The organism is Mycobacterium sp. E740 (genome assembly GCF_001672895.1).
Taxonomy (GTDB): Bacteria; Actinomycetota; Actinomycetes; order Mycobacteriales; family Mycobacteriaceae; genus Mycobacterium.
In genome coordinates this window covers 63693-86104 of the sequence record NZ_LZKP01000065.1, presented here as the reverse complement: position 1 = coordinate 86104, position 22412 = coordinate 63693, and the positions used below count along the sequence as shown (strand labels likewise).

The 22412-nt window shown below is 67.0% G+C and carries 26 protein-coding genes; 6 read left to right on the top strand and 20 right to left on the bottom strand.

The window, feature by feature from the left end:
- The coding region (gene mftB / locus A5663_RS06230) for a mycofactocin biosynthesis chaperone MftB (RefSeq protein WP_197503306.1) at positions 1-274 on the bottom strand (274 nt) is incomplete at its 3' end.
- Positions 259-351 carry a mycofactocin precursor MftA gene (mftA, locus tag A5663_RS06225; protein WP_068145385.1) on the bottom strand — a complete coding sequence of 31 codons (93 nt, stop codon included), beginning with the start codon at positions 349-351 and terminating at the stop codon, positions 259-261. The genes mftA and mftB, both read right to left, overlap by 16 nt.
- A 105-nt stretch (positions 352-456) precedes the next feature.
- Here mftA and mftR point away from each other — a divergent pair, with 105 nt between their 5' ends.
- Genes mftR through A5663_RS06210 form a run of 3 tightly spaced genes read left to right on the top strand, consistent with a single transcriptional unit; the run spans position 457 to position 2905 of the window.
- Complete coding sequence (gene mftR / locus A5663_RS06220; RefSeq protein ID WP_068145328.1) at positions 457-1053, top strand: mycofactocin system transcriptional regulator; 597 nt, start codon at positions 457-459, stop codon at positions 1051-1053.
- Positions 1054-1097: 44 nt separating this feature from the next.
- Positions 1098-1622, top strand: coding sequence for an RNA polymerase sigma factor (locus A5663_RS06215; protein ID WP_068145383.1), 525 nt, complete (start codon positions 1098-1100; stop codon positions 1620-1622).
- Positions 1619-2905, top strand: a complete 1287-nt coding sequence (locus tag A5663_RS06210) for a VOC family protein (protein ID WP_068145326.1) — start codon at positions 1619-1621, stop codon at positions 2903-2905. Before A5663_RS06215 ends, A5663_RS06210 begins: the two co-directional genes overlap by 4 nt.
- Here A5663_RS06210 and A5663_RS06205 read toward each other — a convergent pair.
- From A5663_RS06205 to A5663_RS06195, 3 genes are all read right to left on the bottom strand, one after another.
- Positions 2902-4077, bottom strand: coding sequence for an NAD(P)/FAD-dependent oxidoreductase (locus A5663_RS06205; RefSeq protein WP_068145322.1), 1176 nt, complete (start codon positions 4075-4077; stop codon positions 2902-2904). The genes A5663_RS06210 and A5663_RS06205 overlap by 4 nt on opposite strands.
- A 51-nt stretch (positions 4078-4128) precedes the next feature.
- Positions 4129-4980: a mycofactocin-coupled SDR family oxidoreductase gene (locus tag A5663_RS06200; protein ID WP_068145318.1), complete on the bottom strand. Its 852-nt coding sequence runs from the start codon at positions 4978-4980 to the stop codon at positions 4129-4131.
- 178 nt (positions 4981-5158) lie between these two features.
- Positions 5159-5992, bottom strand: coding sequence for an SHOCT domain-containing protein (locus A5663_RS06195; RefSeq protein WP_068145315.1), 834 nt, complete (start codon positions 5990-5992; stop codon positions 5159-5161).
- 81 nt (positions 5993-6073) lie between these two features.
- Here A5663_RS06195 and A5663_RS06190 point away from each other — a divergent pair, with 81 nt between their 5' ends.
- Positions 6074-7474 (top strand): MFS transporter, encoded by a 1401-nt coding sequence (locus A5663_RS06190; RefSeq protein WP_068145312.1) that lies wholly within the window; start codon positions 6074-6076, stop codon positions 7472-7474.
- Here A5663_RS06190 and A5663_RS06185 read toward each other — a convergent pair.
- The 8 genes from A5663_RS06185 to A5663_RS06150 form a co-directional block, all read right to left on the bottom strand.
- The gene (locus A5663_RS06185) at positions 7428-8291 is read right to left on the bottom strand and encodes a cutinase family protein (RefSeq protein ID WP_068145380.1); all 864 of its coding nucleotides are present in this window, start codon (positions 8289-8291) and stop codon (positions 7428-7430) included. The two genes, A5663_RS06190 and A5663_RS06185, sit on opposite strands and share 47 nt — an antisense overlap.
- Before the next feature lie 152 nt (positions 8292-8443).
- Positions 8444-9634, bottom strand: a complete 1191-nt coding sequence (gene tuf / locus A5663_RS06180; RefSeq protein ID WP_068145308.1) for an elongation factor Tu — start codon at positions 9632-9634, stop codon at positions 8444-8446.
- Between the two features lie 164 nt (positions 9635-9798).
- On the bottom strand, positions 9799-11904 hold the full coding sequence (gene fusA / locus A5663_RS06175; RefSeq protein ID WP_082973944.1) for an elongation factor G: 2106 nt from the start codon (positions 11902-11904) through the stop codon (positions 9799-9801).
- Between the two features lie 72 nt (positions 11905-11976).
- A complete protein-coding gene (gene rpsG, locus A5663_RS06170) occupies positions 11977-12447 on the bottom strand; it encodes a 30S ribosomal protein S7 (RefSeq protein ID WP_068145307.1) in 471 nt (156 codons plus the stop codon).
- Positions 12447-12821 (bottom strand): 30S ribosomal protein S12, encoded by a 375-nt coding sequence (gene rpsL, locus A5663_RS06165; RefSeq protein WP_014209181.1) that lies wholly within the window; start codon positions 12819-12821, stop codon positions 12447-12449. The genes rpsG and rpsL overlap by 1 nt, the downstream gene beginning before the upstream one ends.
- 318 nt (positions 12822-13139) lie before the next feature.
- The gene (locus A5663_RS06160) at positions 13140-13727 is read right to left on the bottom strand and encodes a TetR/AcrR family transcriptional regulator (protein ID WP_068145373.1); all 588 of its coding nucleotides are present in this window, start codon (positions 13725-13727) and stop codon (positions 13140-13142) included.
- 77 nt (positions 13728-13804) lie between these two features.
- Positions 13805-14335: a DUF3558 domain-containing protein gene (locus A5663_RS06155; RefSeq protein WP_369816595.1), complete on the bottom strand. Its 531-nt coding sequence runs from the start codon at positions 14333-14335 to the stop codon at positions 13805-13807.
- Between the two features lie 2 nt (positions 14336-14337).
- Complete coding sequence (locus A5663_RS06150) at positions 14338-14871, bottom strand: DUF3558 domain-containing protein (protein ID WP_068145304.1); 534 nt, start codon at positions 14869-14871, stop codon at positions 14338-14340.
- Positions 14872-14957: 86 nt separating this feature from the next.
- On the opposite strand from A5663_RS06150, the gene A5663_RS06145 reads away from it, so the two are divergent.
- Together A5663_RS06145 and A5663_RS06140 are read left to right on the top strand one after the other, a co-directional pair.
- Positions 14958-15392 carry a DUF3060 domain-containing protein gene (locus tag A5663_RS06145; protein ID WP_068145301.1) on the top strand — a complete coding sequence of 145 codons (435 nt, stop codon included), beginning with the start codon at positions 14958-14960 and terminating at the stop codon, positions 15390-15392.
- Positions 15389-15802, top strand: coding sequence for a DUF3060 domain-containing protein (locus A5663_RS06140; protein WP_068145299.1), 414 nt, complete (start codon positions 15389-15391; stop codon positions 15800-15802). The genes A5663_RS06145 and A5663_RS06140 overlap by 4 nt, the downstream gene beginning before the upstream one ends.
- 21 nt (positions 15803-15823) lie before the next feature.
- Here A5663_RS06140 and A5663_RS06135 read toward each other — a convergent pair whose 3' ends face one another.
- The 7 genes from A5663_RS06135 to A5663_RS06105 form a co-directional block, all read right to left on the bottom strand.
- Positions 15824-16588: a crotonase/enoyl-CoA hydratase family protein gene (locus tag A5663_RS06135; RefSeq protein WP_197503305.1), complete on the bottom strand. Its 765-nt coding sequence runs from the start codon at positions 16586-16588 to the stop codon at positions 15824-15826.
- Positions 16585-17343 carry a PaaX family transcriptional regulator C-terminal domain-containing protein gene (locus A5663_RS06130; RefSeq protein ID WP_068145296.1) on the bottom strand — a complete coding sequence of 253 codons (759 nt, stop codon included), beginning with the start codon at positions 17341-17343 and terminating at the stop codon, positions 16585-16587. The genes A5663_RS06135 and A5663_RS06130 overlap by 4 nt, the downstream gene beginning before the upstream one ends.
- On the bottom strand, positions 17343-18281 hold the full coding sequence (locus A5663_RS06125) for a crotonase/enoyl-CoA hydratase family protein (RefSeq protein WP_068145291.1): 939 nt from the start codon (positions 18279-18281) through the stop codon (positions 17343-17345). Before A5663_RS06125 ends, A5663_RS06130 begins: the two co-directional genes overlap by 1 nt.
- Positions 18278-19906, bottom strand: coding sequence for an acyl-CoA dehydrogenase family protein (locus tag A5663_RS06120; RefSeq protein ID WP_068145288.1), 1629 nt, complete (start codon positions 19904-19906; stop codon positions 18278-18280). Before A5663_RS06120 ends, A5663_RS06125 begins: the two co-directional genes overlap by 4 nt.
- 59 nt (positions 19907-19965) lie before the next feature.
- A complete protein-coding gene (locus A5663_RS06115; protein ID WP_068145285.1) occupies positions 19966-21084 on the bottom strand; it encodes a phosphatase PAP2 family protein in 1119 nt (372 codons plus the stop codon).
- Positions 21085-21160: 76 nt separating this feature from the next.
- Complete coding sequence (locus A5663_RS06110; protein WP_068145282.1) at positions 21161-21913, bottom strand: deoxyribonuclease IV; 753 nt, start codon at positions 21911-21913, stop codon at positions 21161-21163.
- 48 nt (positions 21914-21961) lie between these two features.
- Positions 21962-22378, bottom strand: a complete 417-nt coding sequence (locus tag A5663_RS06105; RefSeq protein ID WP_231976702.1) for a cupredoxin domain-containing protein — start codon at positions 22376-22378, stop codon at positions 21962-21964.
- Between the last annotated feature and the right edge of the window lie 34 nt (positions 22379-22412).

Here is a 22412-nt window from a genome sequence, read left to right as displayed (position 1 = left end):
GCGCGTGCAGATACGGCGCCTGCTGCGCGTCGTCGATCCCCGCCGCGCGGCAGGCGGACCGGACGTCGGGGTGGTCAGCCAGCGAGTTGACCACCTCGACGATCGTCCGATTCTTCAGAAACGACAGCTTTCGCGTGCCGAAGTGGTAGAGCAGCGCACCGAACGGCTCCGGCCGCACGGCCACCTGATGGTGCAGCCGCCAGCTCAGATCCGGATCGAACGCCGCGTCCTTCGCGGGCGCCGTCGACGGCGTCACGATCAGTAGACCCCGCACATCCCGTCGATCGACACCTCTTCGACGAGGGTCTCGGTGACCAGCTCGTCGTTATCCACCTGCTGATTCGGTTCCATTTGGTTCTCCATTCGGCTACGCCTTCCAGTTCACCGGTTCTCGACAACTGTGATCGAGATCGCAATAATATGGCATCGAGTGCCTAAATGGAAAGGGGGCTCGTGATGGTGCCAGACCAGCACCGCGTGGGCCGCCGGCGCTCGACGACGTGGGACCACATCAGCAACGTGGCCATCGACCTGTTCGCCGCGCAGGGTTTCGAGGACGTCAGCGTGGAAGACATCGCCGAGGCCGCGGGCATCGCCCGTCGCACACTGTTCCGCTACTACCCCTCCAAGAACGCCTTGCCGTGGGGTGATTTCGACGCGCATCTGGCGCGCATGCGCGACCTGCTGGCCGACCTCGACCCCAGCGTGCCGATCGGTGAGGCGCTCCGCACGGCGTTGTTGGCGTTCAACACGTTCGACGCGGCGGAGACTGCGCGACATCGCCGACGCATGCGGGTGATCCTGCAGACCGCGGCACTGCAGGCGTATTCGATGACGATGTACGCCGGATGGCGAGGCGTCATCGCGGAATTCGTCGCCAAGCGCCTCGACGTCGCCGCCACCGACCTCGTGCCGCAGACCGTGGCCTGGACGATGCTGGGCGTCGCGCTCTCGGCTTACGAACACTGGCTCGCCGACGAGTCGGTCCCCTTGGCTGCCGAACTCGGCGCGGCGTTCGACACGGTCGCCGGCGGGCTGCGGGCGCTGGGCTGAGATTGGGGCGTCGGAGTTTGGGCCTCGGCGGCGACGATAAGGGTGTGAGCGCCGAACCGAACGGCACCGACGCGCCACGGGCACTGCTGGCGCTGTACGACGAGGCGCTGCCGGTCGTGTACGGATATTTCGTCCGGCGCTGCGCTGACCGTGCAACCGCCGAAGACCTGACGTCGGAGACCTTCCTGTCGGCGATGGACGCCGCGCGGAAGACCGCTCCGCCGCCGATGAGCGTGCCGTGGCTGATCGGGGTGGCGCGCCACAAGCTGGCCGACCACTACCGCCGCCGCCACGACCGGTTCAGCACTCCGGTCGCCGAACTGCCCGAGCCCGTCGACCCGGTCGACGACTGGGAGGGCGAACTCGACCGCATCGTCGCCGAGAGCGTGCTGGCCCGACTGCCCGAGCAGCATCGCACGGTCTTGGCGCTGCGCTACCTGGACGACTGCTCGGTGCCCGAGTGCGCCGAGCTGATCGGCCGAACGGTGCACGCCACCGAGGCGCTTCTGGTGCGGGCGCGCAAGGCGTTTCGCGCCCACTACCCGCAACCGGAAGGGAGGCAGTCGTGAACAACAGCCACGATCCGCTGGCCGTGTTGCACGGTGACGACCTTCCGATCGCACCCGACCCGGCGTTCGCCGCCCGACTCCGGGCACGCCTGGAGTCGGCCCTGTCACTGCCCGATCGCACCCGAGGAGTGGAAATGAGTGGCACCGATACCGCCATCGCAGAACTGATCGAACCGTCGGTCGAACCGGCGCCCGCCGTACCCCGCAGCGCCGCGCTGCCGTACCTGGCGGTCTCCGACGCACGTGCCGCGATCGCCTGGTACGTCCAGGCGTTCGGCGCGTCCGTGGTCGCAACCCCTTATGAGATGGCCGACGGCCGTATCGGTCACGCGGAGCTGGCCATCGGCGACGGGGTGCTCTACCTCGCCGACGAATATCCCGAAATCGGGTTGAAGGCGCCTGCGCCCCAGTCGGTTTCGGTGAGCCTGATGCTCGCTGTGCCCGACACCGATGCGATCCTGGATCGGGCGCGCCGACGGGGCGCCGACGTGCAGCGCGAGCCGTACGAGAACTACGGCAACCGCACCGCGACGATCATCGACCCGTTCGGGCACCGGTGGATGCTGACCGGACCCGTCACCGGCGTCGCGGTGCCGATCCAGCACGGCGACGTCGGCTATGTCTCGGTATGGACGCCCGACGCCGAGCGGGCCGCCGCGTTCTACGGCCACGTTCTCGGCTGGACCTACGACCCGGCCACCCACCAGGTCACCAACACCGACCAACGGATCGGCATCCACAGCGTCGCCGGCGTGCCGACGCTGTTCTGCGCGTACGCCGTGACCGACCTCCAGGGGGCGCGAGAGTCGATCGTCGCCGCCGGAGGCACCGTCGACACGCTCGAGGAGTTCGACTTCGGCACGCTGTGCGGGGCCACGGACCGCACGGGCGCATCGTTCGCCGTTTTCCAGCCTTCGCGGGCCATCCCCCGACCGGCCCTCAATGGGACTGGGCCAGGCGAACTTTCGTACATCACCTATGAGGTACCGGACTCTGCGGCGTTCAAGGAGTTCTACGCCAGGTTCTTGTTCTGGACGTTCGAGCCGGGCCGCATCGACGACGGGTGGGCCGTCCAGGGCGCACACCCGATGGCGGGCGTCGCCGGCGGTGCGACGAGATCAGTGACCGTGCCGATGTGGACCGTCGCCGACATCGACGCCGCGGTGGCGCGAGTCCGCGAAGCGGGCGGCACCGTCATCGACGAGCCGTCACAGCAGCCGTACGGGAAGTCGGCGCTGTGCGCCGACGACCAGGGCACCCGCTTCTACCTCGGCGAGCACTAGCCGAGGAGGTCAGCGATCGGTGCGCCCGCCGCGATCTTGGCGCGCACCTTCATCACCTTGCCCGGCATACCGCCACCGACCACACCGGCCACCACGCCGTCGCGCTCGTAGTAAGCCAGGAACTTGCGGCCGTCGTCCTCGACGACATGCACGATGTCGTCGGCCTCCGGCTCGCCGAGGCACTGGATCTTGACGTCGTACTGGTCGCTCCAGAAGTAGGGCACCGACACCGCGGTCGGCGGCTCCTGCCCGAGCAGCGCAGGTACCAGGACGCGTGCCTGGTCGGCGACGTTGCTCCAATGCTCAACGCGTACTTGATGACCCAGATCGTGACGCCATGAGGCGACGTCCCCGATCGCCCAGACGTGCGGGGCGCTGGTGCGGCCGTGAGCGTCGCACACGACCCCGTTGTCGACCTCGATACCACTGCCCTCCAGCCAGTCGGTGGCCGGGCGCGACCCGATCCCGACGACGACCAGGTCCGCGTCCAGTTCGGAGCCGTCGCTCAGCGCGACGTTCTCGACCCGGTCCGTGCCCGCCACCTCGGTGACTCCCACGCCGCAGCGCACGTCCACCCCCTCGGCGCGGTGCACCCGCGCGACGAGCCCGCCGATCTGCTCACCGAGCACCGACGCCAGCGGCGCGGGCTGAGGTTCGACGAGGCACACCTCGACGCCGAGCTTGCGCAGGCTTGCGGCCACCTCACAACCGATGAACCCGGCGCCGATGACGACCGCGCGCCGAGCCGACGCGGCTTCTTTGCGCAGGGCGACGCTCTCGTCGTAGTTGCGCAGCACGTGGATGCCGGCGAGGTCGGGAAACGACGGAATTCGCTTGGGCACCAAGCCAGTTGCGATGATGAGCTCGTCGTAACCGAGCTCGCCGCCGTCGGCCAGGGTCAGCGTCTGCGCCGCCGTGTCGACCGAGCGTGCGCCGCTGCCGAGACGCACGGTGATGTCGTTCTCGTCGTAGAACTCCGCGGGCTTGAGCGTGACGTCGTCGGTCTCGGACCGCAACACTTCCTTCGACAGCGGTGGGCGGTCGTAGGGCAGATGGTCCTCGTCGCTGACGATCGTGACCGGTCCGGTGTACTCCGACCGGCGTAGTTGTTCGGCCGTGCGGGCGGCGGCCAACCCGCCGCCGACGATCACGATGCCCCCTGAAGTGGTCATGGGCAGTTTCTTACACGATGGCCGTGGCGATTTGTCCGCCACCCCGGCGAATCAGTGCTTCATCGCGCCGCGGTCGACGGCGATCTGGCTGCCCGAGAGCGTCTTCGAGCCGTCGCCTGCCAACCATGCGACGACGTCGGCAACTTCCTCCGGCTCCATGAAACCTTGCAGGCCCTTGTTCTCCTCGTCGACCGGGTGGTACGGCATCGGCGCGAAGCTGTGCAGGTAGCTGGGATGCTTGGCGAAGATCGCCATCATCGCGTCCTTCTCGACCATCGGCGTCTCGATGGAGTACGGGTGGATGGAGTTGACCCGGATCCCGAATTCGCCCGCCTCGATCGCCAGCGCGTTGGTCAACGCGGTCAGACCGTGCTTGGACGCTGCGTAATGCGCGTTGCCCGGGGTGGCCTTCAACCCGGCCGAGGAGCTCACGATGATGATCGACCCGCCGTTGCCTGCGGCGATCATCGCGGGCACGGCCGCCCGCAGGGTGCGCCACGTCCCGTTGAGGTTGACGTCGACGACCGTTTCCCACTGTTCTTCGGGCATCTCCCAGATGCGGCCCCAACTGAGCACGCCGGCATTGGCGACGACGATGTCGAGCCTGCCGAACTGCTCCACCCCGTCGGAGACCACCTGCTGCAGCGCGGGCAGGTCGCGGATGTCGACCTCGCGGGCGAGCACCTTGCGACCCGCCGCCTCCACCGCCCGGACGGTCTCGGCCAGTTCTTCCGAGGTGCCCATCGGATAGGTGATGGTCTCCGAGACCGGCGCGCAGATGTCGATCGCGATGATGTCGGCGCCCTCTTCGGCCAGTCGGACGGCATGCGCCCGCCCCTGGCCGCGCGCGGCTCCGGTGATGAATGCCACTCGGCCGTCGAGGGGTCGGTTGGTCGCCGTCACCGCTGCTCCTTTCGGGATGCTGCGCCTCTCTTTCCGGGGCACGAGCGACCGTGTCTGTCCGGTGACACGCCGCGGCACGCGTACAGAAAGCGGTCGCTCGCGGGGAGGCGAGAAACTGCGGACAGGCTAACAGCCGAACTGGAACGTGTTCTAGTACCGTCCCGTCGGCTGGGACGGCTCAGAGCTCGGCGATGATCTGCTGGCGCTTCGCGGTGTACTCGTCTTGCGAGATCGCGCCCGTGGCACGCAGAGTCTCGAGTTCCTGCAGTCGCTGCGCGGTGGAGGGCTCCGGGGCCGCGATCACGGGAGCGGCCGGAGGCGTCGTGGTTGGCGGTGCTGCGCTCGACGGCGTCTGCTGCGCGGCGGCTCTGCGCACTACGTCTTGAATTTGCTGTCGCACAACCGGATTCGACCGGAGGTCGACCATGTTGTTGAGGCTGATGTGATTCGCCTTGAGTATCTGCAGGATTTCCATCAGCGGGATCGTCTGACCGGTGAGGTCGTAGGTGCGGTTGTCCTCCTCGATCGTGAAGGTGGCAGGCATCAGTCCACTGACCAAAGCGCTACGCTCCCAGTCGATCTGGTACTCGTTGGTCATCGGGTCCACGAGCGCCACGAGTTTGCGGTTGGTGATCATCGGAAACCTGGCGATGGAGGCGATCACGCGGTCCTGGCTGGCGAACGGTGTGATTCCCGGTCCGGAGATCTGCAGGTCGAGCTTGACCAGGGGCTGTTCGTTGATCCGGGTGCCTGTTTCGTGGATGCCGGTGACCTGAGCCAGCGCCAGCACCCCGGTCTGCTCGAGTGCGGCGGTCTTGGCGGCCGATCGAGCGCCCCCGGCAGTGATGCCCAGCGCGATCAGCACGTCGGCGGCGGTGATCAGGAGACCTGTCCAGAACATCCACTTGATCAGCGGATCAGCGCCCGCCGCGAAGTAGATCACCAGGAAGATGGGGCCGACGATCCCGCACAGCAGTACGAAGGCTTGCACCTTGATGTAACGCCACAACATCTGCCTGCCCCGCTTCTGTCGTCGACAACGTGGGTGTCAGATTATCGCCAAACGGACGCCGGTGAGCCGTATCGTCGGGCGATGGCCACGGGGGCAACTGCTCGGTCACGGTGGACGCTGGCGGCCGTCGCGATGGCGCTGTTCTGCGTGCAGATCGACTATTTCGCGATGAATCTCGCGCTTCCGCGCATCGCGGCTGACTTCGGCAGCAGCGCAACGGACTTGCAATGGGTCATCAGCATCTACATGCTCGCGCTGGGGGCGTTCATGACCCCCGCCGGCCGGATCGGTGACATCTTCGGCAGGCGCCGGGCGCTGCTGGTCGGCGTGATGGTGTTCGGGTTGGCCTCCGTGGCGTGCGCGGTGGCGCCCTCGGTGGCCCTGCTGGTCGCCTTCCGGGCGGTCCAGGGCCTCGGCGCTGCCTTGATCTTCCCGGTGTCCGTCAGCGTGCTGAGCAACGCGTATGACGGCGCGAAGGCCGCCCGAGCGATCGGATTGGCTTACGGCATAGCGGCATTGGGCAACGCCGCCGGCCCGCTGGTCGGCGGTCTGCTCACTGACACCGTCGGCTGGCGGTGGATCTTCTGGCTCAACGTGCCACTGACCCTGCTGTCGTTGGCCATCGGGGCGTTGTCGATCACCGAGTCGGTCGACACGTCGGCGCCGCGCCGCATCGACACCGCGGGGCTGGCGCTGATCTGTATCGGAATCGGATTGTTCACGTTGAGCTTCGACCGCGCCCCCAGTTGGGGCTGGCTCTCGGCGCCGACGGTGGTCGCGTTCGCCGGCGCGCTGCTCGCGCTGGCCGCCTTCGTCTTCGTGGAGAAGAAGGTTCGTTGGCCGCTGGTCGATCTGTCCCTGGTGCGCAACGCGAGATTCACGACGCTGGTGGTGGCGGGCACCGTCGCGAACATCGCCTATGCGGTCACCATTTTCTTGGCCACGGTCTACCTACAGGTGGTGCGTGGGCTTGACCCGATGAGCGCCGGCTTGGTCTTTCTCGGGCCGTCGGCGGGCGCGGCGATCGGCGGCGTGTTGTCCGGACGGCTTGCGTCGCGCCGTCCGCCGGTTCAGGTGATGGCTGCGATGACGATCGTCGCCGCGCTCAGCCTCGGCGCACTCGCCGCCTCCCGCGGGTGGACGCTATATCTGCTCACCCTGACCGCGTGCGGCCTGACGCTGGGACTGGTCTACGCGTTCACCACCGTTGCGACCCAGTCGGTGGTGCGCCCCGAGCGCGCCGGCGTGGCAGCCGGCGTCACCTTGACGACGTTGGTGTCGATGGCCGGTGTCGGTGTGGCGGTGTCGTCGACCGTGCTGGAGATGTTGCAGCGCAACGGAAGTTCGGCCGCCGGTGCGATCGACGCGATACTCGCCGTGCTGGCGGTGCCGCTTTTCGGCGCCGGAGTAGTCGTGCTGTGGATCGCGCGAAAGCCTACGGCGTCGCCGCGTTCAGAGGTGTCGTCGCACCCAGCGGCGTGATCGGAAGTGCCTCGGGGCCTTGGGTTTTCACAGGTGCCGGGCCGAGCAGCCGATAGAGCGGCTGGGTCCACCGGTAGCCACTCGCGGCGGTCGTATAGCTGGTGTGGATGACCGTCGAAACGGGGGACACCTTTTCGGCGTCGGAATTGTAATCGCAGACCGCGTCGCCGAGTTCGCAGACGCTGATCGTCCGGGCGCCGATAGCGGGCGGCAGCGGTTTCGGAGCATGCGCGAGGATCGGCCAGTCCTGCGCGACGCCCTTGCCCGCACCCGGGACACTGCTGACCGAGCCGATGTTCTGCGTAGGATCCGCGGGCAGCCGGTCGCCGTCGGCGAGCAACAATGCGGCCACCATGTTCGGGTTCATCCCCGCCGCGTGCAGATTGCGGTGCACCACCATCGCGCCCTGCGAGTAGCCGGCCAGCACCACTTTCGACTCCGGGCAGCGTTGCGTGAACGCCGAGTACTGCGAGGCGAGCGCCGCCGCTCCGGCGTCGACGCTGCCCATGAACCCCAGCCACTCCCCGACCCCGCCGTCTTCGCTCGGCACCGCGACAGCCGGGTACTCGACGGCCTCGGCGGTGATCGTGCGCCCGTCGCGCTCCACCAGCCGCTGCAGGTCGCGGTAGGACTGGTAGATGTCGTCGCCCATACCCGCATTCGCGGTCAGGTCGCCGGTGCGCTGTCCTGAACCCGCCGCGCCGAACCAGTGCACGTCGGGGCAGGCGGGAGCGGCCTGTGCCACTCCGGAGAGGCCGACGAGAGCCGAACCCGCAATCGCGGCGGCGCCGGCAACTGTAGTGAGACGACGGAACATAAGCCCCAACCCTTCTAGCCCGATCAGGGCATACGCGAAGTACATCGCCTCGATGGTCGCGGGCGTTACGGGTGCGGGTCAGTCTCACGTTCGCGAAGCCAACGAAAACGGCGCCCACCCGAAGGTGAGCGCCGCTTCGCGGTAGAACTAGATCACTTGAGGATCTTGGTGACCCGGCCGGCGCCGACGGTACGGCCGCCCTCGCGAATCGCGAAGCGCAGACCCTCGTCCATGGCGACGGGCTGGATCAGCTTCACCGAGATGTCGGTGTTGTCACCGGGCATCACCATCTCGGTGCCCTCCGGCAGCGTCACCACACCGGTCACGTCGGTGGTGCGGAAGTAGAACTGCGGACGGTAGTTGTTGAAGAACGGCGTGTGCCGGCCACCCTCGTCCTTGGACAGGATGTAGACCTGGCCCTCGAAGTCGGTGTGCGGCGTGGTGGTGCCGGGCTTCACGACGACCTGGCCGCGCTCGACGTCCTCGCGCTTGATGCCGCGCAGCAGCAGACCGACGTTGTCACCGGCCTGACCCTGGTCGAGCAGCTTGCGGAACATCTCGACACCGGTGACCGTGGTCTTGGTGGTGTCGGGGCGGATACCGACGATCTCGACTTCCTCGTTCACGTTGATCACGCCGCGCTCGACACGACCGGTGACCACGGTGCCGCGGCCGGTGATCGTGAAGACGTCCTCGACGGGCATCAGGAACGGCTTGTCGGTCTCGCGGACCGGATCCGGGATCGACTCGTCGACGGCCTCCATGAGCTCCTCGACGGACTTGACCCACTTCTCGTCGCCCTCGAGCGCCTTGAGCGCCGAAACGCGGATGACCGGGGCGTCCTCGTCGAACTCCTGGGCGGCCAGCAGTTCGCGGACCTCCATCTCGACGAGCTCGATGAGCTCCTCGTCGTCGACCGCGTCAGCCTTGTTCAGCGCGACCAGGATGTAGGGCACGCCGACCTGGCGGGCCAGCAGCACGTGCTCACGCGTCTGCGGCATCGGGCCGTCGGTCGCCGCGACCACCAGGATCGCGCCGTCCATCTGGGCGGCGCCGGTGATCATGTTCTTGATGTAGTCGGCGTGACCGGGGGCGTCGACGTGCGCGTAGTGACGCTTGTCGGTCTGGTACTCCACGTGGGAGATGTTGATCGTGATACCGCGCTGACGCTCCTCAGGCGCATTGTCGATCTGGTCGAATGCGCGCGACTCGTTCAAATCGGGGTACTTGTCGTGCAGCACCTTGGTGATTGCTGCGGTCAGCGTGGTCTTGCCGTGGTCAACGTGACCGATGGTCCCGATGTTGACGTGCGGCTTCGTCCGCTCGAACTTCGCCTTCGCCACTGTGTGGTCCTCCTGGACTGTGTTGGTGCTTGTCTAAAGCAGTGTTGATCTTTGCAGTTGTTTCTCGCCGCGAAGCAACCGGGGCTACTGACCCGTCGCCTTCGCGCCAGTCATGGCTCGACTCCGGATCAGCTCCGATCCTCGGACCTGCCGGCCCTCGACTCTCACTGACCCGTCGCCTTCGCGATGATCTCCTTCGACACGGTCGCCGGAACCTCGGCGTACGAGTCGAACACCATGGAGTAGTTTGCCCGGCCCTGGGTCTTCGACCGAAGGTCGCCGACGTAACCGAACATCTCCGACAGCGGCACCTGCGCCTTGACGACGCGGGCACCCGATCGCTCCTCCATGGCCTGGATCTGACCACGGCGGGAGTTCAGGTCGCCGATCACGTCACCCATGTAGTCCTCGGGTGTGGTCACTTCGACCGCCATGATCGGCTCGAGGATCACCGGCTGAGCAGCCTGAGCGGCCTTCTTCAGCACCTGTGAGCCTGCAACTTTGAACGCCATTTCCGACGAGTCCACCTCGTGGTAGGCACCGTCGAGCAGCGTCACCTTCAAGTTCACCAGCGGGTAGCCGGCCAGCACGCCGTACTGCATCGCGTCCTGCGCGCCGGCGTCCACCGACGGGATGTACTCGCGCGGGATGCGGCCGCCGGTGACCTTGTTCTCGAACTCGTAGGTCGCCCCGTCCTCGCCGGTGAACGGCTCGAGGTCGATGAGCACCTTCGCGAACTGCCCGGAGCCACCCGTCTGCTTCTTGTGGGTGTACTCGACCTTCTCGACCTTGCGCTTGATGGTCTCGCGGTAGGCCACCTGCGGCTTGCCGACGTTGGCCTCGACCTTGAACTCACGCTTCATCCGATCGACCAGGATGTCGAGGTGGAGCTCGCCCATGCCGCCGATGACGGTCTGGCCGGTCTCCTGGTCCAGGTGCACCTTGAACGTCGGGTCCTCTTCGGCCAGCTTCTGGATCGCCGTGCCGAGCTTCTCCTGGTCGCTCTTGGTCTTGGGCTCGATCGCCACCTCGATGACCGGATCGGGGAACGTCATCGACTCGAGCACGATCTGCTCGTTCGCGTCGCTCAACGTGTCACCGGTGGTGGTGTCCTTGAGTCCGATCACGGCGTAGATGTGCCCCGCGGACGCCCGCTCAACCGGGTTCTCCTTGTTGGCGTGCATCTGGAACAGCTTGCCCAGCCGTTCCTTCTTGCCCTTGGTGGAGTTGATGACCTGTGAACCCGACTCGACGGTGCCCGAGTACACCCGGACGTAGGTCAGCTTGCCGAAGAACGGGTGCACCGCGATCTTGAACGCCAACGCCGAGAACGGCTCGTCGGTAGAGGGCTTGCGGCTGATCGCCTCGTCCTCTTTGCCGGGCGCATGACCCTGCACCGACTCCACGTCCAGCGGCGACGGCAGGTAGTCGATGACTGCGTCGAGCATCGGCTGCACACCCTTGTTCTTGAACGCGCTGCCGCACAGCACCGGGTACAGCTCGGAGTTGACGGTCAGCTTGCGGATCGCCGCCTTGATCTCGGCGACCGTCAGCTCCTCGCCACCGAGGTACTTCTCCAGCAGCTCCTCGTCGGTCTCGGCGACCGTCTCGAGCAGCTTGGTGCGGTACTCCTCGGCCTTCTCGGCCAGCTCAGCCGGGATGTCCTCGATCTCGTACTTCTCGCCGAGCGCGGTCTCGCCCCGCCACACCTTGGCCTTCATCTCGACCAGGTCGACGATGCCGATGAAGTCGTTCTCCGCGCCGATCGGCAGCTGGATGACCAGCGGCGTCGCGCCGAGGCGCTCCTCGATGGTGCGCACGGTGAAGTAGAAGTCCGCACCCAGCTTGTCCATCTTGTTGACGAAGCAGATGCGCGGGACGTCGTACTTGTCGGCCTGCCGCCAGACCTGCTCGGACTGCGGCTCCACGCCTTCCTTGCCGTCGAAGACGGCGACCGCACCGTCGAGAACCCGAAGCGAGCGCTCCACCTCGACGGTGAAGTCGACGTGGCCCGGGGTGTCGATGATGTTGATCTGGTTGTCGTTCCAGAAGCACGTCACGGCCGCGGAGGTGATGGTGATCCCCCGCTCCTGCTCCTGCTCCATCCAGTCGGTGGTCGAAGCGCCGTCGTGCGTCTCACCGATCTTGTAGTTGACGCCCGTGTAGTACAGGATGCGCTCGGTCGTCGTGGTCTTACCGGCATCGATGTGCGCCATGATGCCGATGTTGCGGACCTTGTTCAGGTCGGTAAGCACGTCCTTCTGTGCCACAGAAGTCTTCTCTCTCGCTTGGTAGTTGCTGTGGTCATTCCGCCGGCCGCCACACTGCGCGCCGGCGGCTCATCACCAGCGGTAGTGCGCGAACGCGCGGTTAGCCTCGGCCATCTTGTGGGTGTCCTCACGCCGCTTCACGGCGGCGCCCAGGCCGTTGCTGGCGTCCAGGATCTCGTTCGCCAGGCGCTCGATCATCGTCTTCTCGCGACGCTGTTTGGAGAAGCTCACCAGCCAGCGCAGCGCCAGCGTCACCGAGCGGTCCGGCCGGACCTCGACCGGAACCTGATAGGTGGCGCCGCCGACGCGGCGGCTGCGAACCTCGAGAGCCGGCTTGACGTTGTCCATGGCGCGCTTGAGGGTGACCACCGGATCGGTGCCGGTCTTCTCGCGAGCCTGTTCGAGCGCACCATAAACAATGCGCTCGGCCAGCGATTTCTTCCCGTCCAGCAGCACCTTGTTGACCAGCTGGGTGACCAGCTGCGACCCGTACACCGGATCGTTGACCAACGGACGCTTGGGCGCGGGTCCCTTGCGCGGCATCAGCTCTTCTCCTTCTTCGCGCCGTAGCGGCTACGAGCCTGCTTGCGGTTCTTCACGCCCTGGGTGTCCAGCGAGCCACGGATGATCTTGTAGCGCACACCCGGCAGGTCCTTCACACGACCGCCACGCACCAGCACCATCGAGTGCTCCTGCAGGTTGTGCCCCTCGCCCGGGATGTAGGCGGTGACCTCGACCGCGCTGGTCAGCTTGACGCGCGCGACCTTGCGAAGCGCCGAGTTCGGCTTCTTCGGGGTGGTCGTGTACACGCGGGTGCACACTCCGCGGCGCTGCGGGCTGCCCTTGAGGGCCGCAGTCTTCACCTTGGCGATCTTGTCGCGGCGACCCTTGCGGACCAGCTGCTGGATGGTTGGCATCTACCGGCTTTCTGTGTTGCTGCTCTTAAGTTCTGGTCAAGTCTCTGTACTGCAGTTTTGCCTCGATCACGGCCCCCGCGATCGGGCGTGTCGCACGCGCGCACCCGAGATAATCCGAAGGCGTTGCCTCAATTGTCCACGGCATGGCGACATGCGAATTGGCCCGGCGTGCAGGCACGCTTCGCGAGTCCTTTGGTGACCGGACCCGCAATGCGCCTTATCTGCCAGGCACGATCGTCCACAATACCAGCACAGGGGCAGCGCTCCAAACCCGTCGGCCGCACCCTAACCGCAGGTCAGCTTGCCTTCTGCCGGAGGTTACCGGCGCTCCATGCCGGACGCCAAGCGCACCACCATGTCGCTGTACACCGCGTCGGTGTCGATTCCGTCCATCGCGCCGGTCATCTCCAGCAGCACGAAGCCGTGCATGGCCGACCAGAACTCCAGCGCCGCATAGAACGCGTTCTCACCCTCGAGTCCGTAGGACGCAAGCACCTCGATGACCGGGCCAGCCGCCGCCCGGGTCGCCTCGGTGAACTCCGGGTCGTCACCGCCCAGCGGCATGCGGGTGAACGCCGAATAGCGGCCCGGGTGGTGATGGGCGTAGCTGCGGTAGGCACTTGCCATCGCGGTCACGGCGTCGTCGCGGGTGCGGCCCTCCGCCACGTTGGTGAGCATGCCGATGATGTCGCCGACGACCCGCATCCGCACGGTCCTGCGCAGGTCTTCGAGGCTGTCGACGTGGTTGTAGAGCGACGGCCCCTTGGTGCCGAGCTGGGTGGCGAGCGCGTTGATGGTCAGCGCGTCCCAGCCTTCGCGGTCCAGGAAGGTGAGCGCGGCGTTGACGATCGAGTCACGGGAGAGACGGGGCGATCGCCGGGCCGGCGTGCCCGAGGGCTGTGCCATGCGCATCGCCCCCTGCTGTCTCGTCGGTTCCGAGTTTGATCCCCGGGAGAAAACTAACACCTCTAGTTTTCCCGAACTCAGTTGACGCGCTCCTGGCTGAGCTTGGCGAGTTGCCCGGTGATCGAGCACAGGTCGGGCAGCGTCGCGGGGTTCATCGTCTGGATCGACCAGGTGATGACGTCGCCGCCCTTGGCCACGTAGAAGCTGCACGCGTTGCCGTCGAACGCCTTGAAGCCCTTGTTCCCGTCGACCGACAGTTCGGTCAACATGCGGCCGGCCTGTTGTTCCAGCGACCGCTCGGTGTCCATGTCGCTGCCGCGGTACCACCAGGTCGAGATGCCCATGCCGGCGCCGACGGTGCCGAAGACGCTGTTCTCCTGCCAGAAGCAGCCGGCATCGCTGACGACGGCCTTGGTGTACTGCGCCGAGCCGACGGCCGCGGTGATGTCGCCGTCGGCGATTCCGTTGCAGTCGACGCTGCGGAAACCACCGCCGGCGGTCGTCGTCGGCGGCGCAAGCGGCGGCGCTTCGCCCGATGAACCGCATCCGGTCAGCACCGCTGCGAGAGCGGCCAGCACCACGATTCTGCGGTCCGTGGCGGCCAGCACGCTCACATCTCCGACTTCAGTGTGGCGGAGAGCAGCTTTTCGGCGTCGGCGCACGGGTTGGCGGTCTTCCGATCGCGCCACTGCACCCACCAGCTCAAGACCCCTTCGCCTGCCGCTGCCGTGGCCGAGCAGGCCGCGCCGGTGATGTCACGCCGGGCCAGAATGGTCTGATGACGTTCGACGACGGTCTCGGTGACCCTTGCGCCGCGCTCGGTTTCCAGTGCACGTTCGCGGTCGAGGGTGCCCGACTCGAACCAGGAGAACGTCGCGTCGATCGTCGCGTCACCACTGAACATCACGTACTGACAGACCGCACCGCTGTAGGGCCGCATGACGCTCTCGGCGCCCAGGCTCTCCCGAACGGTGTCGTCGTCGAGCAGGGCGCAGCGGTCGTCGGCGTATCCGTAGTCGCGTTCGGCGTCCGGGGCGCCGCGCTCAGCGCGCAGCGCGGTTCCGCTGACGGTCTCAGCACACCCTGCCGCCGCCATAACCGTTACGACCGCCGCGACGGCAATCGGACCGACCCGCCAACGCATCGCCGCTCACGCTACCCAGCACTACCTCGGATAGCGACTCGGGTGAACCGCTGTGGACCTCGGGTGTCGCCGCGTACGCTGCCCACATGATGTGGACTGTTGTCGCCCGGTCACTCGCGGCATCCGCGATGGTGCTACCGGTCACCCTCGCCGCTCCCGGTGCATCTGCACAACCGGTGGTCTGCAACCCCTTGGCGCGCAACTGCGCCGACAACGGAGTCGTCGGTGCCCATCGCGGGAACGACACCCACATCACGGGTATCGGCGTCGTCGAGACGATCGACTGCAACAACTCGACGCTGCTCGTGAACGGTGCCAGTAATCAGATCACCGCGCTCGGGACGTGCTGGGGAGTGACGATGCAAGGCAACGGAAACATCGTCGTCGCGGACAACGTCATCAACGACGTGACGGTCTACGGCTGGGATCAAACGGTGCTGTACAAGAACGGGGCGCCGTTGGTCACCGACCGCGGGCGCGAGCTCGGCATGACGAACCGCATCAACCGGGTGCCCGCATGAGCAGGCGCACGCAGTCCATCGTTGGCGCCGTTGCCGGTTCGTTCGCCGTCATCGCGTTTCTTGCCGGCTGCGGCTCGGAGAGCAAGGACACCAACACGCCGACCGCGACGGCGGGCTCGTCGGGCGCTCAGCTCGAGATCGGCAACACGATCAACTACGGCTCGTTCGGCACCACCGCGGAGATCGACTGCGCCGACGGCAAGTCACTCAACATCGGCGGCTCGAACAACACGCTGACCGTCAAGGGCACCTGCGCCAACGTGAACATCGGCGGCGCGGACAACAAGGTCACCTTCGACAAGGTCGACAAGGAGATCAGCGTCGTCGGCCTGAACAACACGGTGACCTATCGCGACGGCGACCCGAAGGTCAACGACACCGGCAACAACAACAAGATCACCAAGGGCTAGCACCCTGCGGCGCGCAGACCGCTAAGCGTCGGCGCCGTGCCTGCCCGCGCCGGCCGCGAAACGGGCTGCCCCGGCCAGAGATTCGGCGGCCACGCGCGACACGCTGCCGAACTCGAAGTCCATCGCCTCGGCCTCCGAACGGCCCCACTGGTTGAGCATCGAGAGCCGATCGGCGCGCATACACTGCTGCGGCAGGCGGGCCAGGTCGGCGGCGAGCTCCTCGGCCCGCTGCCGCGCTTCGCCTTTCGGCACCACGCGGTTGGCCAGGCCGATGGACAGCGCCTCGGCGGCGTCGACGGCGCGGCCCGTGAGAATCAGGTCCATCGCCCGGCTGTGCCCGATCAATCGCGGCAACCGGACTGTGCCGCCGTCGATCAGCGGCACTCCCCAGCGGCGGCAGAACACGCCCATGACCGCGTCCTCCTCGACGACGCGCATGTCGCACCACAGCGCCAGTTCCAGACCACCCGCGACCGCGTAACCACTCACCGCGGCGATCACCGGCTTGGACAACACCATCCGGCTCGGGCCCATCGGCCCGGGACCGGTGCGATGCACGGGGTTGGCGTCCGGCGTGCCGAACGCCTTGAGATCGGCTCCAGCGCAGAAGGTTCCGTTGTCTCCCCACAGCACGGCGACGGCGGCGGACTCGTCCTTGTCGAACTCGTCGAAGGCCGCGAACAGGCCCGCGGCGGCCGGACCGTTGACGGCGTTGCGCGCCTCGGGACGGTCCATGATCACGGTCGTGACGGCACCGCTCTTCTCGACGCGCACTCCGCCGGTCATGTCGCCTCCATCAGTTCGTCAGGTCGCGTGAGCGACAATCCAGTACTGTCGCGCCGCGCGGACAACTCCGCGGCGAAGTCGTTGTACGCCTGACGAAGCGCGGTTCCCGGCCAGTTGTCGGGCAGCAGTTCGTCGGGCAGCACGGGATCGCTGAGCAGGTGCCGCACGATCGCGGCCGCCGCGGCGAATCGCCCCGGAACGTCGGGGGCCGAGCCGATCTCGTCGAGCAGTGCGCGACCGGCCCGTACCCAGCCCGGCAGATCCCACAACCGGTCCGCCAACTCCGCCGGCTCGCCGTCACGGGCGTACAGCACCCGGACCCGGCTGAGCACTTCCTGCGGCAACCATGTGTCGAGATTGTCGGGGCGCAGCCACACCCCTTCGCGCAACTCGGCGAAGCGACTGTCGTGCAGGGCGTTCCGCAGTCCAGCCCTGGTACGTGCATCCGTGCCGACGCTGGTGATCACCAGCGTCATCCAGTCACCGGTCCACTCGCGCAGACGCGGGTTGATCGCGTCGTCCTGACGTCGCTGCCGCGCCAGCAGACGGTCCGAGAGCCGGTACCCGTCCTCGGAACGAACCAGGTCGCCGGCGCTGACCATTCGTGTCAACGCCACCCGGACGGTCGGTTCCCTGATATCGAAATCCGCTGTCAACCGCAATAATTCGCTGGCGGTTGCCCAAGCCGGGTGAGCGCCCAGCAGCACGCTCAACACGACCGAGCGTGCGGTCAAGCGCGACAGCGACTTCGCCATCACACCCCGGACGTCTTGCGGCCGTGGTCGCCGAAGGGCTCGTCGCGCTGGCGCACCGCCTCGCGGAAACCGTGTTCCCGCGATTGCGTGACGAACGCATGCCCCTCGGGCGTGTGCCGGGCTATGCCGTCGAACACCGTCGAGACCATCGCGCTGTTCGCGGTGCCCTGGTTGTACAGTGCCGAGTTCATCGCCAGCTTGACCATGATCAGCTGGTTGATCGGCACGCGGGCGATCCGCTCGACCAGTCGCTCGGTGCGCTCGTCGAGTTCCTCGGGCGGCGGCGCCTCCACCGCCAGCCCCCACTGCGCCGCCTGGGCACCGGTGATCGAATCACCGGTCAGCAGAAGGCGTTTAGCGCGCTGGTCACCGAGCCGATGTGCCCACATCCCCGCCGCCGGCACACCCCATACGCGGGTCGGCGGATAACCGATCTTGGCGTCGGCCGCAGCGATCACCTGATCGGCGTGCAGCGCGATGTCGGTGCCCCCGGCCACGCAGTACCCGTGGATCTTCACGACGGTCGGCTTGTCGCAGTGCATCAGGCTGGAGAAGCCGCGGACGAACCGGCTCATCATCTGGTAGTCGATCATCGGGTCCCACGGCTGATCCGGCAGATGGTTGACCGCCTGCGTCCTGCCCGAGAGCACGGTGTCCCGGTACGGGCTGCCGCCACCTGCCGACGACGAGCCCTCAGCGTAGGCAGAGAGGTCGAATCCCGCGCAAAACCCTTCTCCGCGACCGGAAACCAGGATCACGTGCACGTTCGGGTCGAGGTCGGCCCGCTCGACGAGAGCGGACAGTTCCAGCGGCGTGTCCGCGACGATCGCGTTGCCCTTGTCGGGCCGGTTGAACGTGATGCGCGCAACGCGGTCGGTGACCTCATACGTCATCGTCTTCAGGTTGTCGAAGTCGACGGGCCTGATCGCGTGCGTCATCCCTTCACCAGCGCGCGTTCGATGATCGGCGCCAGGTCGAGTCCCGTCGGCAGCGTCCCGAACGCGCCGCCCCACGTGCCGCCCATGCGGGTGGCCAGGAACGCCTCTGCGACAGCGGGATGCCCGTGCCGCACCAGCAGCGACCCCTGCAGCGCCAGCGAGATGTCCTCGGCGACCTTGCGGGCGCGGTACTGGATGGTCTCGACGTCGCCGAGTGCGGGGCGCAATGCCTCGACATGGGCATCGAGTCGCGGGTCGGCGCCTGCGGTACCAGCAAGCTCGTCGAACAGCACCTCGACGCATTCCGGTCGAGTTGCCATGGCGCGCAACGTATCCAGGGCGCTGACGTTGCCGGATCCCTCCCAGATGCCCATCAGCGGTGCTTCGCGATACAGCCGGGCCATACCGAAGTCCTCGACGTAACCGTTGCCGCCCAGGCATTCCATCGCCTCGGCCGCGTGCGGGGTGGCGCGCTTGCACACCCAGTACTTGCTGGCGGCCAGTCCGATGCGGCGAAGCAGCGTTTCGCGGGTGTCGCCGCGCACGGCGGCGTCGGTCGCCCCGGCCATGCGCATCGCGACGATCGTCGCCGCCTCCGCCTCGACCGCGAGGTCGGCCAGCACGTTGCGCATCAGCGGTTGGTCGATCAGATACTCGCCGAACGCTTTTCGGTGTTGCGCGTGATGGATCGCACGAGCCAGCCCGCTACGCATGCTCGTCGCGCTGCCCAGCGTGCAGTCCAACCGGGTCAGGTTGACCATCTCGATGATGGTCGGCACGCCCCGGCCCTCCTCGCCGACCAGCCAGGCGACGGCGCCGTCGTACTCGACCTCGGACGAGGCGTTGGCGTGGTTGCCGAGTTTGTCCTTCAGCCGCTGCAGGAACATCCGATTCCGGCTGCCGTCGGGCAGGATTCGCGGCAGCATGAAGCACGACAGGCCGCCCGGCGCCTGCGCGAGCACGAGGAAGATGTCGCACATCGGCGCGGAGGTGAACCACTTGTGCCCGCGCAGTGAGTAACTGCCGTCGCCGTTCGGGGTCGCCTGCGTGGTGCCCGCGCGCACATCGGAGCCGCCCTGCTTCTCGGTCATCGACATGCCGGCGGTGATGCCGGCCTTGGTGGTCGGCAGCTTCAGCTCGGGGTCGTATTCACGGCTGACCAACAGCGGTTCGTACACCGCCGCCAATTCCGGGTTGTGACGCAGTGCCGGGACGACGGCGTAGGTCATCGAGATCGGGCACATGTGGCCGGGCTCGGGCGTCCACACCGAGGTCTTGGCGGCGCGCACGACGTGTGCGCCGGGCCGGTCGTCGGCCCACGGGGCGGCGTGCAGGCCATGGCCGACGGCCACGGTCATCAGCGAGTGGTACGCAGGGTCGTACTCGACCTCGTCGACCCGATGCCCGTAGCGGTCGTGGATGCGCAGGATGGGCTGGTTGCGGTCGGCCAACTCGCCCCAGTGCTGCGCCTGCGCCGAACCCGAGAGCGCGCCCAGCTCCGTGACCTCGTCCAGGCCCCACTCTCCGCCCTCGCGGATCAGCGCCTCGGTGAGCACCGGCGACGTCGCCGGGTTGTAGTCCTCCAGCGGGGGGACCTGATTGGTGACGACATGCGTATCTGGCATGCCGTCACTATTACATTTCTAGCGACAATCGCACAAGAGTCGTAACACCCCGTGCGCCCTCACACCCCGCGAGCGACCGTGTTTGTACCGGACACGCCGCTTTCTGGTGACATTCCGCGGTCACTCGCGCCGCCGGCCCGAAGCGCGTCGTATCGATTGATCATGGCGATGACGACCGCGGCCAGCGCCCAGCCCAGCAGGATGTCGATGACGTAGTGCTCCGCGGTGTACACCAACGTGAAGGCCATGGTGAGCACATAGGCGACGAGCAGCGGTCGCCAGCGTGGGCGTACCCGATGCCATAGGAAAGCGGCGATCGCCGCTGTCATTCCCGCGTGCAGGGACGGGATCGCTGCCACCAAGTTCACGCTGGCTTGGCCCGCGTCGAGCAGAGCGCTGGCGGTGTGCAGGTTGAGATTGCCCCACCCCCGGCCGACGATCCGCTCGATCCAGGGGTTGGCTCCGTCCTGGCCCGATTGCATTGCGCCGAGCAGGCCCCCGTCAGGCACTCCGCGCGCCGAGCGGAACATGCAGCGCGGGTTGGCCGGGCCGCCGTCGACGTCGGCCGCGGTACACCGGGCCGCTGCCCAGGGCGGTGCGGCGGGCACCAGCGCGTAGATGACCAGGCCCGTGAAGTTCAAGACGACGAACAGACGCACGAACGCTTTCCACTCTTCGCGGTCACGCAGCCAGAGAACGCCGGCGACCACGTACGGAAGAATGAAGAACGACATGTACACGCAGCTGATGAGGACTTCCCACCACGGCGGCTGCGCTTGTTTGAGCTGCTCTTGCAGCCACACCGTCGGCACGGCCCCGAAGAACAGCCAACGATCCGCCTCGGCGGGCCACTGCCAGAGCGTCGGACGACCGATCATGTCCGCCGCGCCCCTGCTCAGGTCGTAGGCGATCAGTATCAGCGCGAACGGCAGCCAGTCGCGAATGACGTAGAGCATGCGCCGGCCCTGGCCGATGCTGGCCGCCAGCAGTCCGGTCGCTATGTAGAGCAGTACCAGTTCGCGGTTGAAGGCGAATCCCGTCGTGATCGTTCGATAGACGATGACGATCGCCCAGCTGGCGACGGCGGCACGACGCAAGAAGGTGAGTCGACGGGCACGGATCTCGGTCCTGTCGACCGTACGCGGAGTCGCAATTGACGACTCGTCGACCGCAGCCACCCGCCCGAATGTAGTTCAGGCCGATGTCACCGACAGTTCGAAGGGCGTTCAGTTAGCGGATCGTGACCCCAGACCGCTAGTCGAGGTGCTCGCGCAGAAAAGCGATGTCGTCCTTGCGGCCCTCGTCGGCGGTCTCGCAGATCACCGGGGCATCAGCGGCCTTGACCACCGCGACCAGCAGCTGCGGATCGATCTGCCCGGTGCCGAAGTTCGCGTGCCGGTCGGCACCCGAGCCGGCGGCGTCACGCGAGTCGTTGCAGTGCACCAGGTCGATGCGCCCGGTGATCCCCTTGATCCGGTCGACGGCGTCGATCAGCGCCTCGCCCGCCGCCCAGGCGTGACACGTGTCCAGGCAGAAGCCGATGCCCTTGTCCCCGATGTGGTCCCACAACCGCGCGATGACGTCGAAGTGCCGGGCCATCGCATGGTCGCCACCCGCGGTGTTCTCCAGATAGACCGGTACGTCGGTCTCGAGGTAGTCGAGCGCCTTGACCCAACGCTCGAAGCCGGCCTCCCAGTCCTTGTCGTCAGCGTGACCGCCGTGCACGATCACCGCTGTCGCGCCGACCTCGGCGGCCGCGTCGCACGTGTCCTGCAGGATCTTGCGCGACGGGATGCGCACCCGGTTGTTCGCCGACGCGACGTTGATCAGGTATGGCGCGTGCACGTACAGCGGGATGCTCGACGCCTTGAGCGTCTCGGCGTCCTCGCGCGGCTTCGGCTTCTTCCAACTCTGCGGGTTGCCGAGGAAGAACTGCACGACGTCCGCGCCGTCCGCCGCGGCGTCGGCGAGGGGGTCGTCTCCGTGAACATGCGAACCGATGAGCACGCGGCCAGTCTAGTGAGGTCACCCGACAGCTACCCGCGCGAGTATCTGCTACTGGACAGTCAACGTTCCCGCCATGTTGGCGTGGTATTTGCAGTGAAATGCGTAGGACCCGGGCTGGTCAGGAGCAACCAGCGTCGATACGCCGCCGCCCCCGGAGACCCTGACATCGAACAGATTGTCTTGATCGGCCGTCACGGAGTGGGCCTCCTCATCCTTGTTGACAAGGGTGATCCGCTCTCCCGGCCTCACCGAGGGAGGCACCGCGAAGGCGTGGTCGCTGATCACGATCTCCGGGCCCACCGGCTTTGGGGTGCTCGGGCTCTGCGTGTCGGGCGCCTTGGCTGCCGTCGACTGCCCACCCGCCGCCGACGAGTCGTCGCCACAGGCGGTCATACCCGCGGCGAGTACGGCCGAGAGAAGCAGTATCGCGATGTGTCGCATCATGTTGTCCCCGAATACGAGCATTGCACCGGCACATCACGATCACAATGTCGTCCTG

Excerpts from the sequence above, each read along its gene's own strand:
- A5663_RS06145 (WP_068145301.1), top strand. The coding sequence starts at position 14,958 with ATGATGTGGACTGTTGTCGCCCGGTCACTCGCGGCATCCGCGATGGTG.
- A5663_RS06105 (WP_231976702.1), bottom strand. The coding sequence starts at position 22,378 with ATGCTCGTATTCGGGGACAACATGATGCGACACATCGCGATACTGCTT.
- A5663_RS06140 (WP_068145299.1), top strand. The coding sequence starts at position 15,389 with ATGAGCAGGCGCACGCAGTCCATCGTTGGCGCCGTTGCCGGTTCGTTC.
- A5663_RS06125 (WP_068145291.1), bottom strand. The coding sequence starts at position 18,281 with ATGACGCACGCGATCAGGCCCGTCGACTTCGACAACCTGAAGACGATG.
- A5663_RS06130 (WP_068145296.1), bottom strand. The coding sequence starts at position 17,343 with ATGGCGAAGTCGCTGTCGCGCTTGACCGCACGCTCGGTCGTGTTGAGC.
- mftA (WP_068145385.1), bottom strand. The coding sequence starts at position 351 with ATGGAACCGAATCAGCAGGTGGATAACGACGAGCTGGTCACCGAGACC.
- A5663_RS06185 (WP_068145380.1), bottom strand. The coding sequence starts at position 8,291 with ATGTTCCGTCGTCTCACTACAGTTGCCGGCGCCGCCGCGATTGCGGGT.
- A5663_RS06150 (WP_068145304.1), bottom strand. The coding sequence starts at position 14,871 with ATGCGTTGGCGGGTCGGTCCGATTGCCGTCGCGGCGGTCGTAACGGTT.
- A5663_RS06135 (WP_197503305.1), bottom strand. The coding sequence starts at position 16,588 with ATGACCGGCGGAGTGCGCGTCGAGAAGAGCGGTGCCGTCACGACCGTG.
- A5663_RS06160 (WP_068145373.1), bottom strand. The coding sequence starts at position 13,727 with ATGGCACAGCCCTCGGGCACGCCGGCCCGGCGATCGCCCCGTCTCTCC.
- mftR (WP_068145328.1), top strand. The coding sequence starts at position 457 with ATGGTGCCAGACCAGCACCGCGTGGGCCGCCGGCGCTCGACGACGTGG.
- A5663_RS06190 (WP_068145312.1), top strand. The coding sequence starts at position 6,074 with ATGGCCACGGGGGCAACTGCTCGGTCACGGTGGACGCTGGCGGCCGTC.
- rpsG (WP_068145307.1), bottom strand. The coding sequence starts at position 12,447 with ATGCCGCGCAAGGGACCCGCGCCCAAGCGTCCGTTGGTCAACGATCCG.
- A5663_RS06120 (WP_068145288.1), bottom strand. The coding sequence starts at position 19,906 with ATGCCAGATACGCATGTCGTCACCAATCAGGTCCCCCCGCTGGAGGAC.
- rpsL (WP_014209181.1), bottom strand. The coding sequence starts at position 12,821 with ATGCCAACCATCCAGCAGCTGGTCCGCAAGGGTCGCCGCGACAAGATC.
- A5663_RS06195 (WP_068145315.1), bottom strand. The coding sequence starts at position 5,992 with ATGTTGTGGCGTTACATCAAGGTGCAAGCCTTCGTACTGCTGTGCGGG.
- A5663_RS06205 (WP_068145322.1), bottom strand. The coding sequence starts at position 4,077 with ATGACCACTTCAGGGGGCATCGTGATCGTCGGCGGCGGGTTGGCCGCC.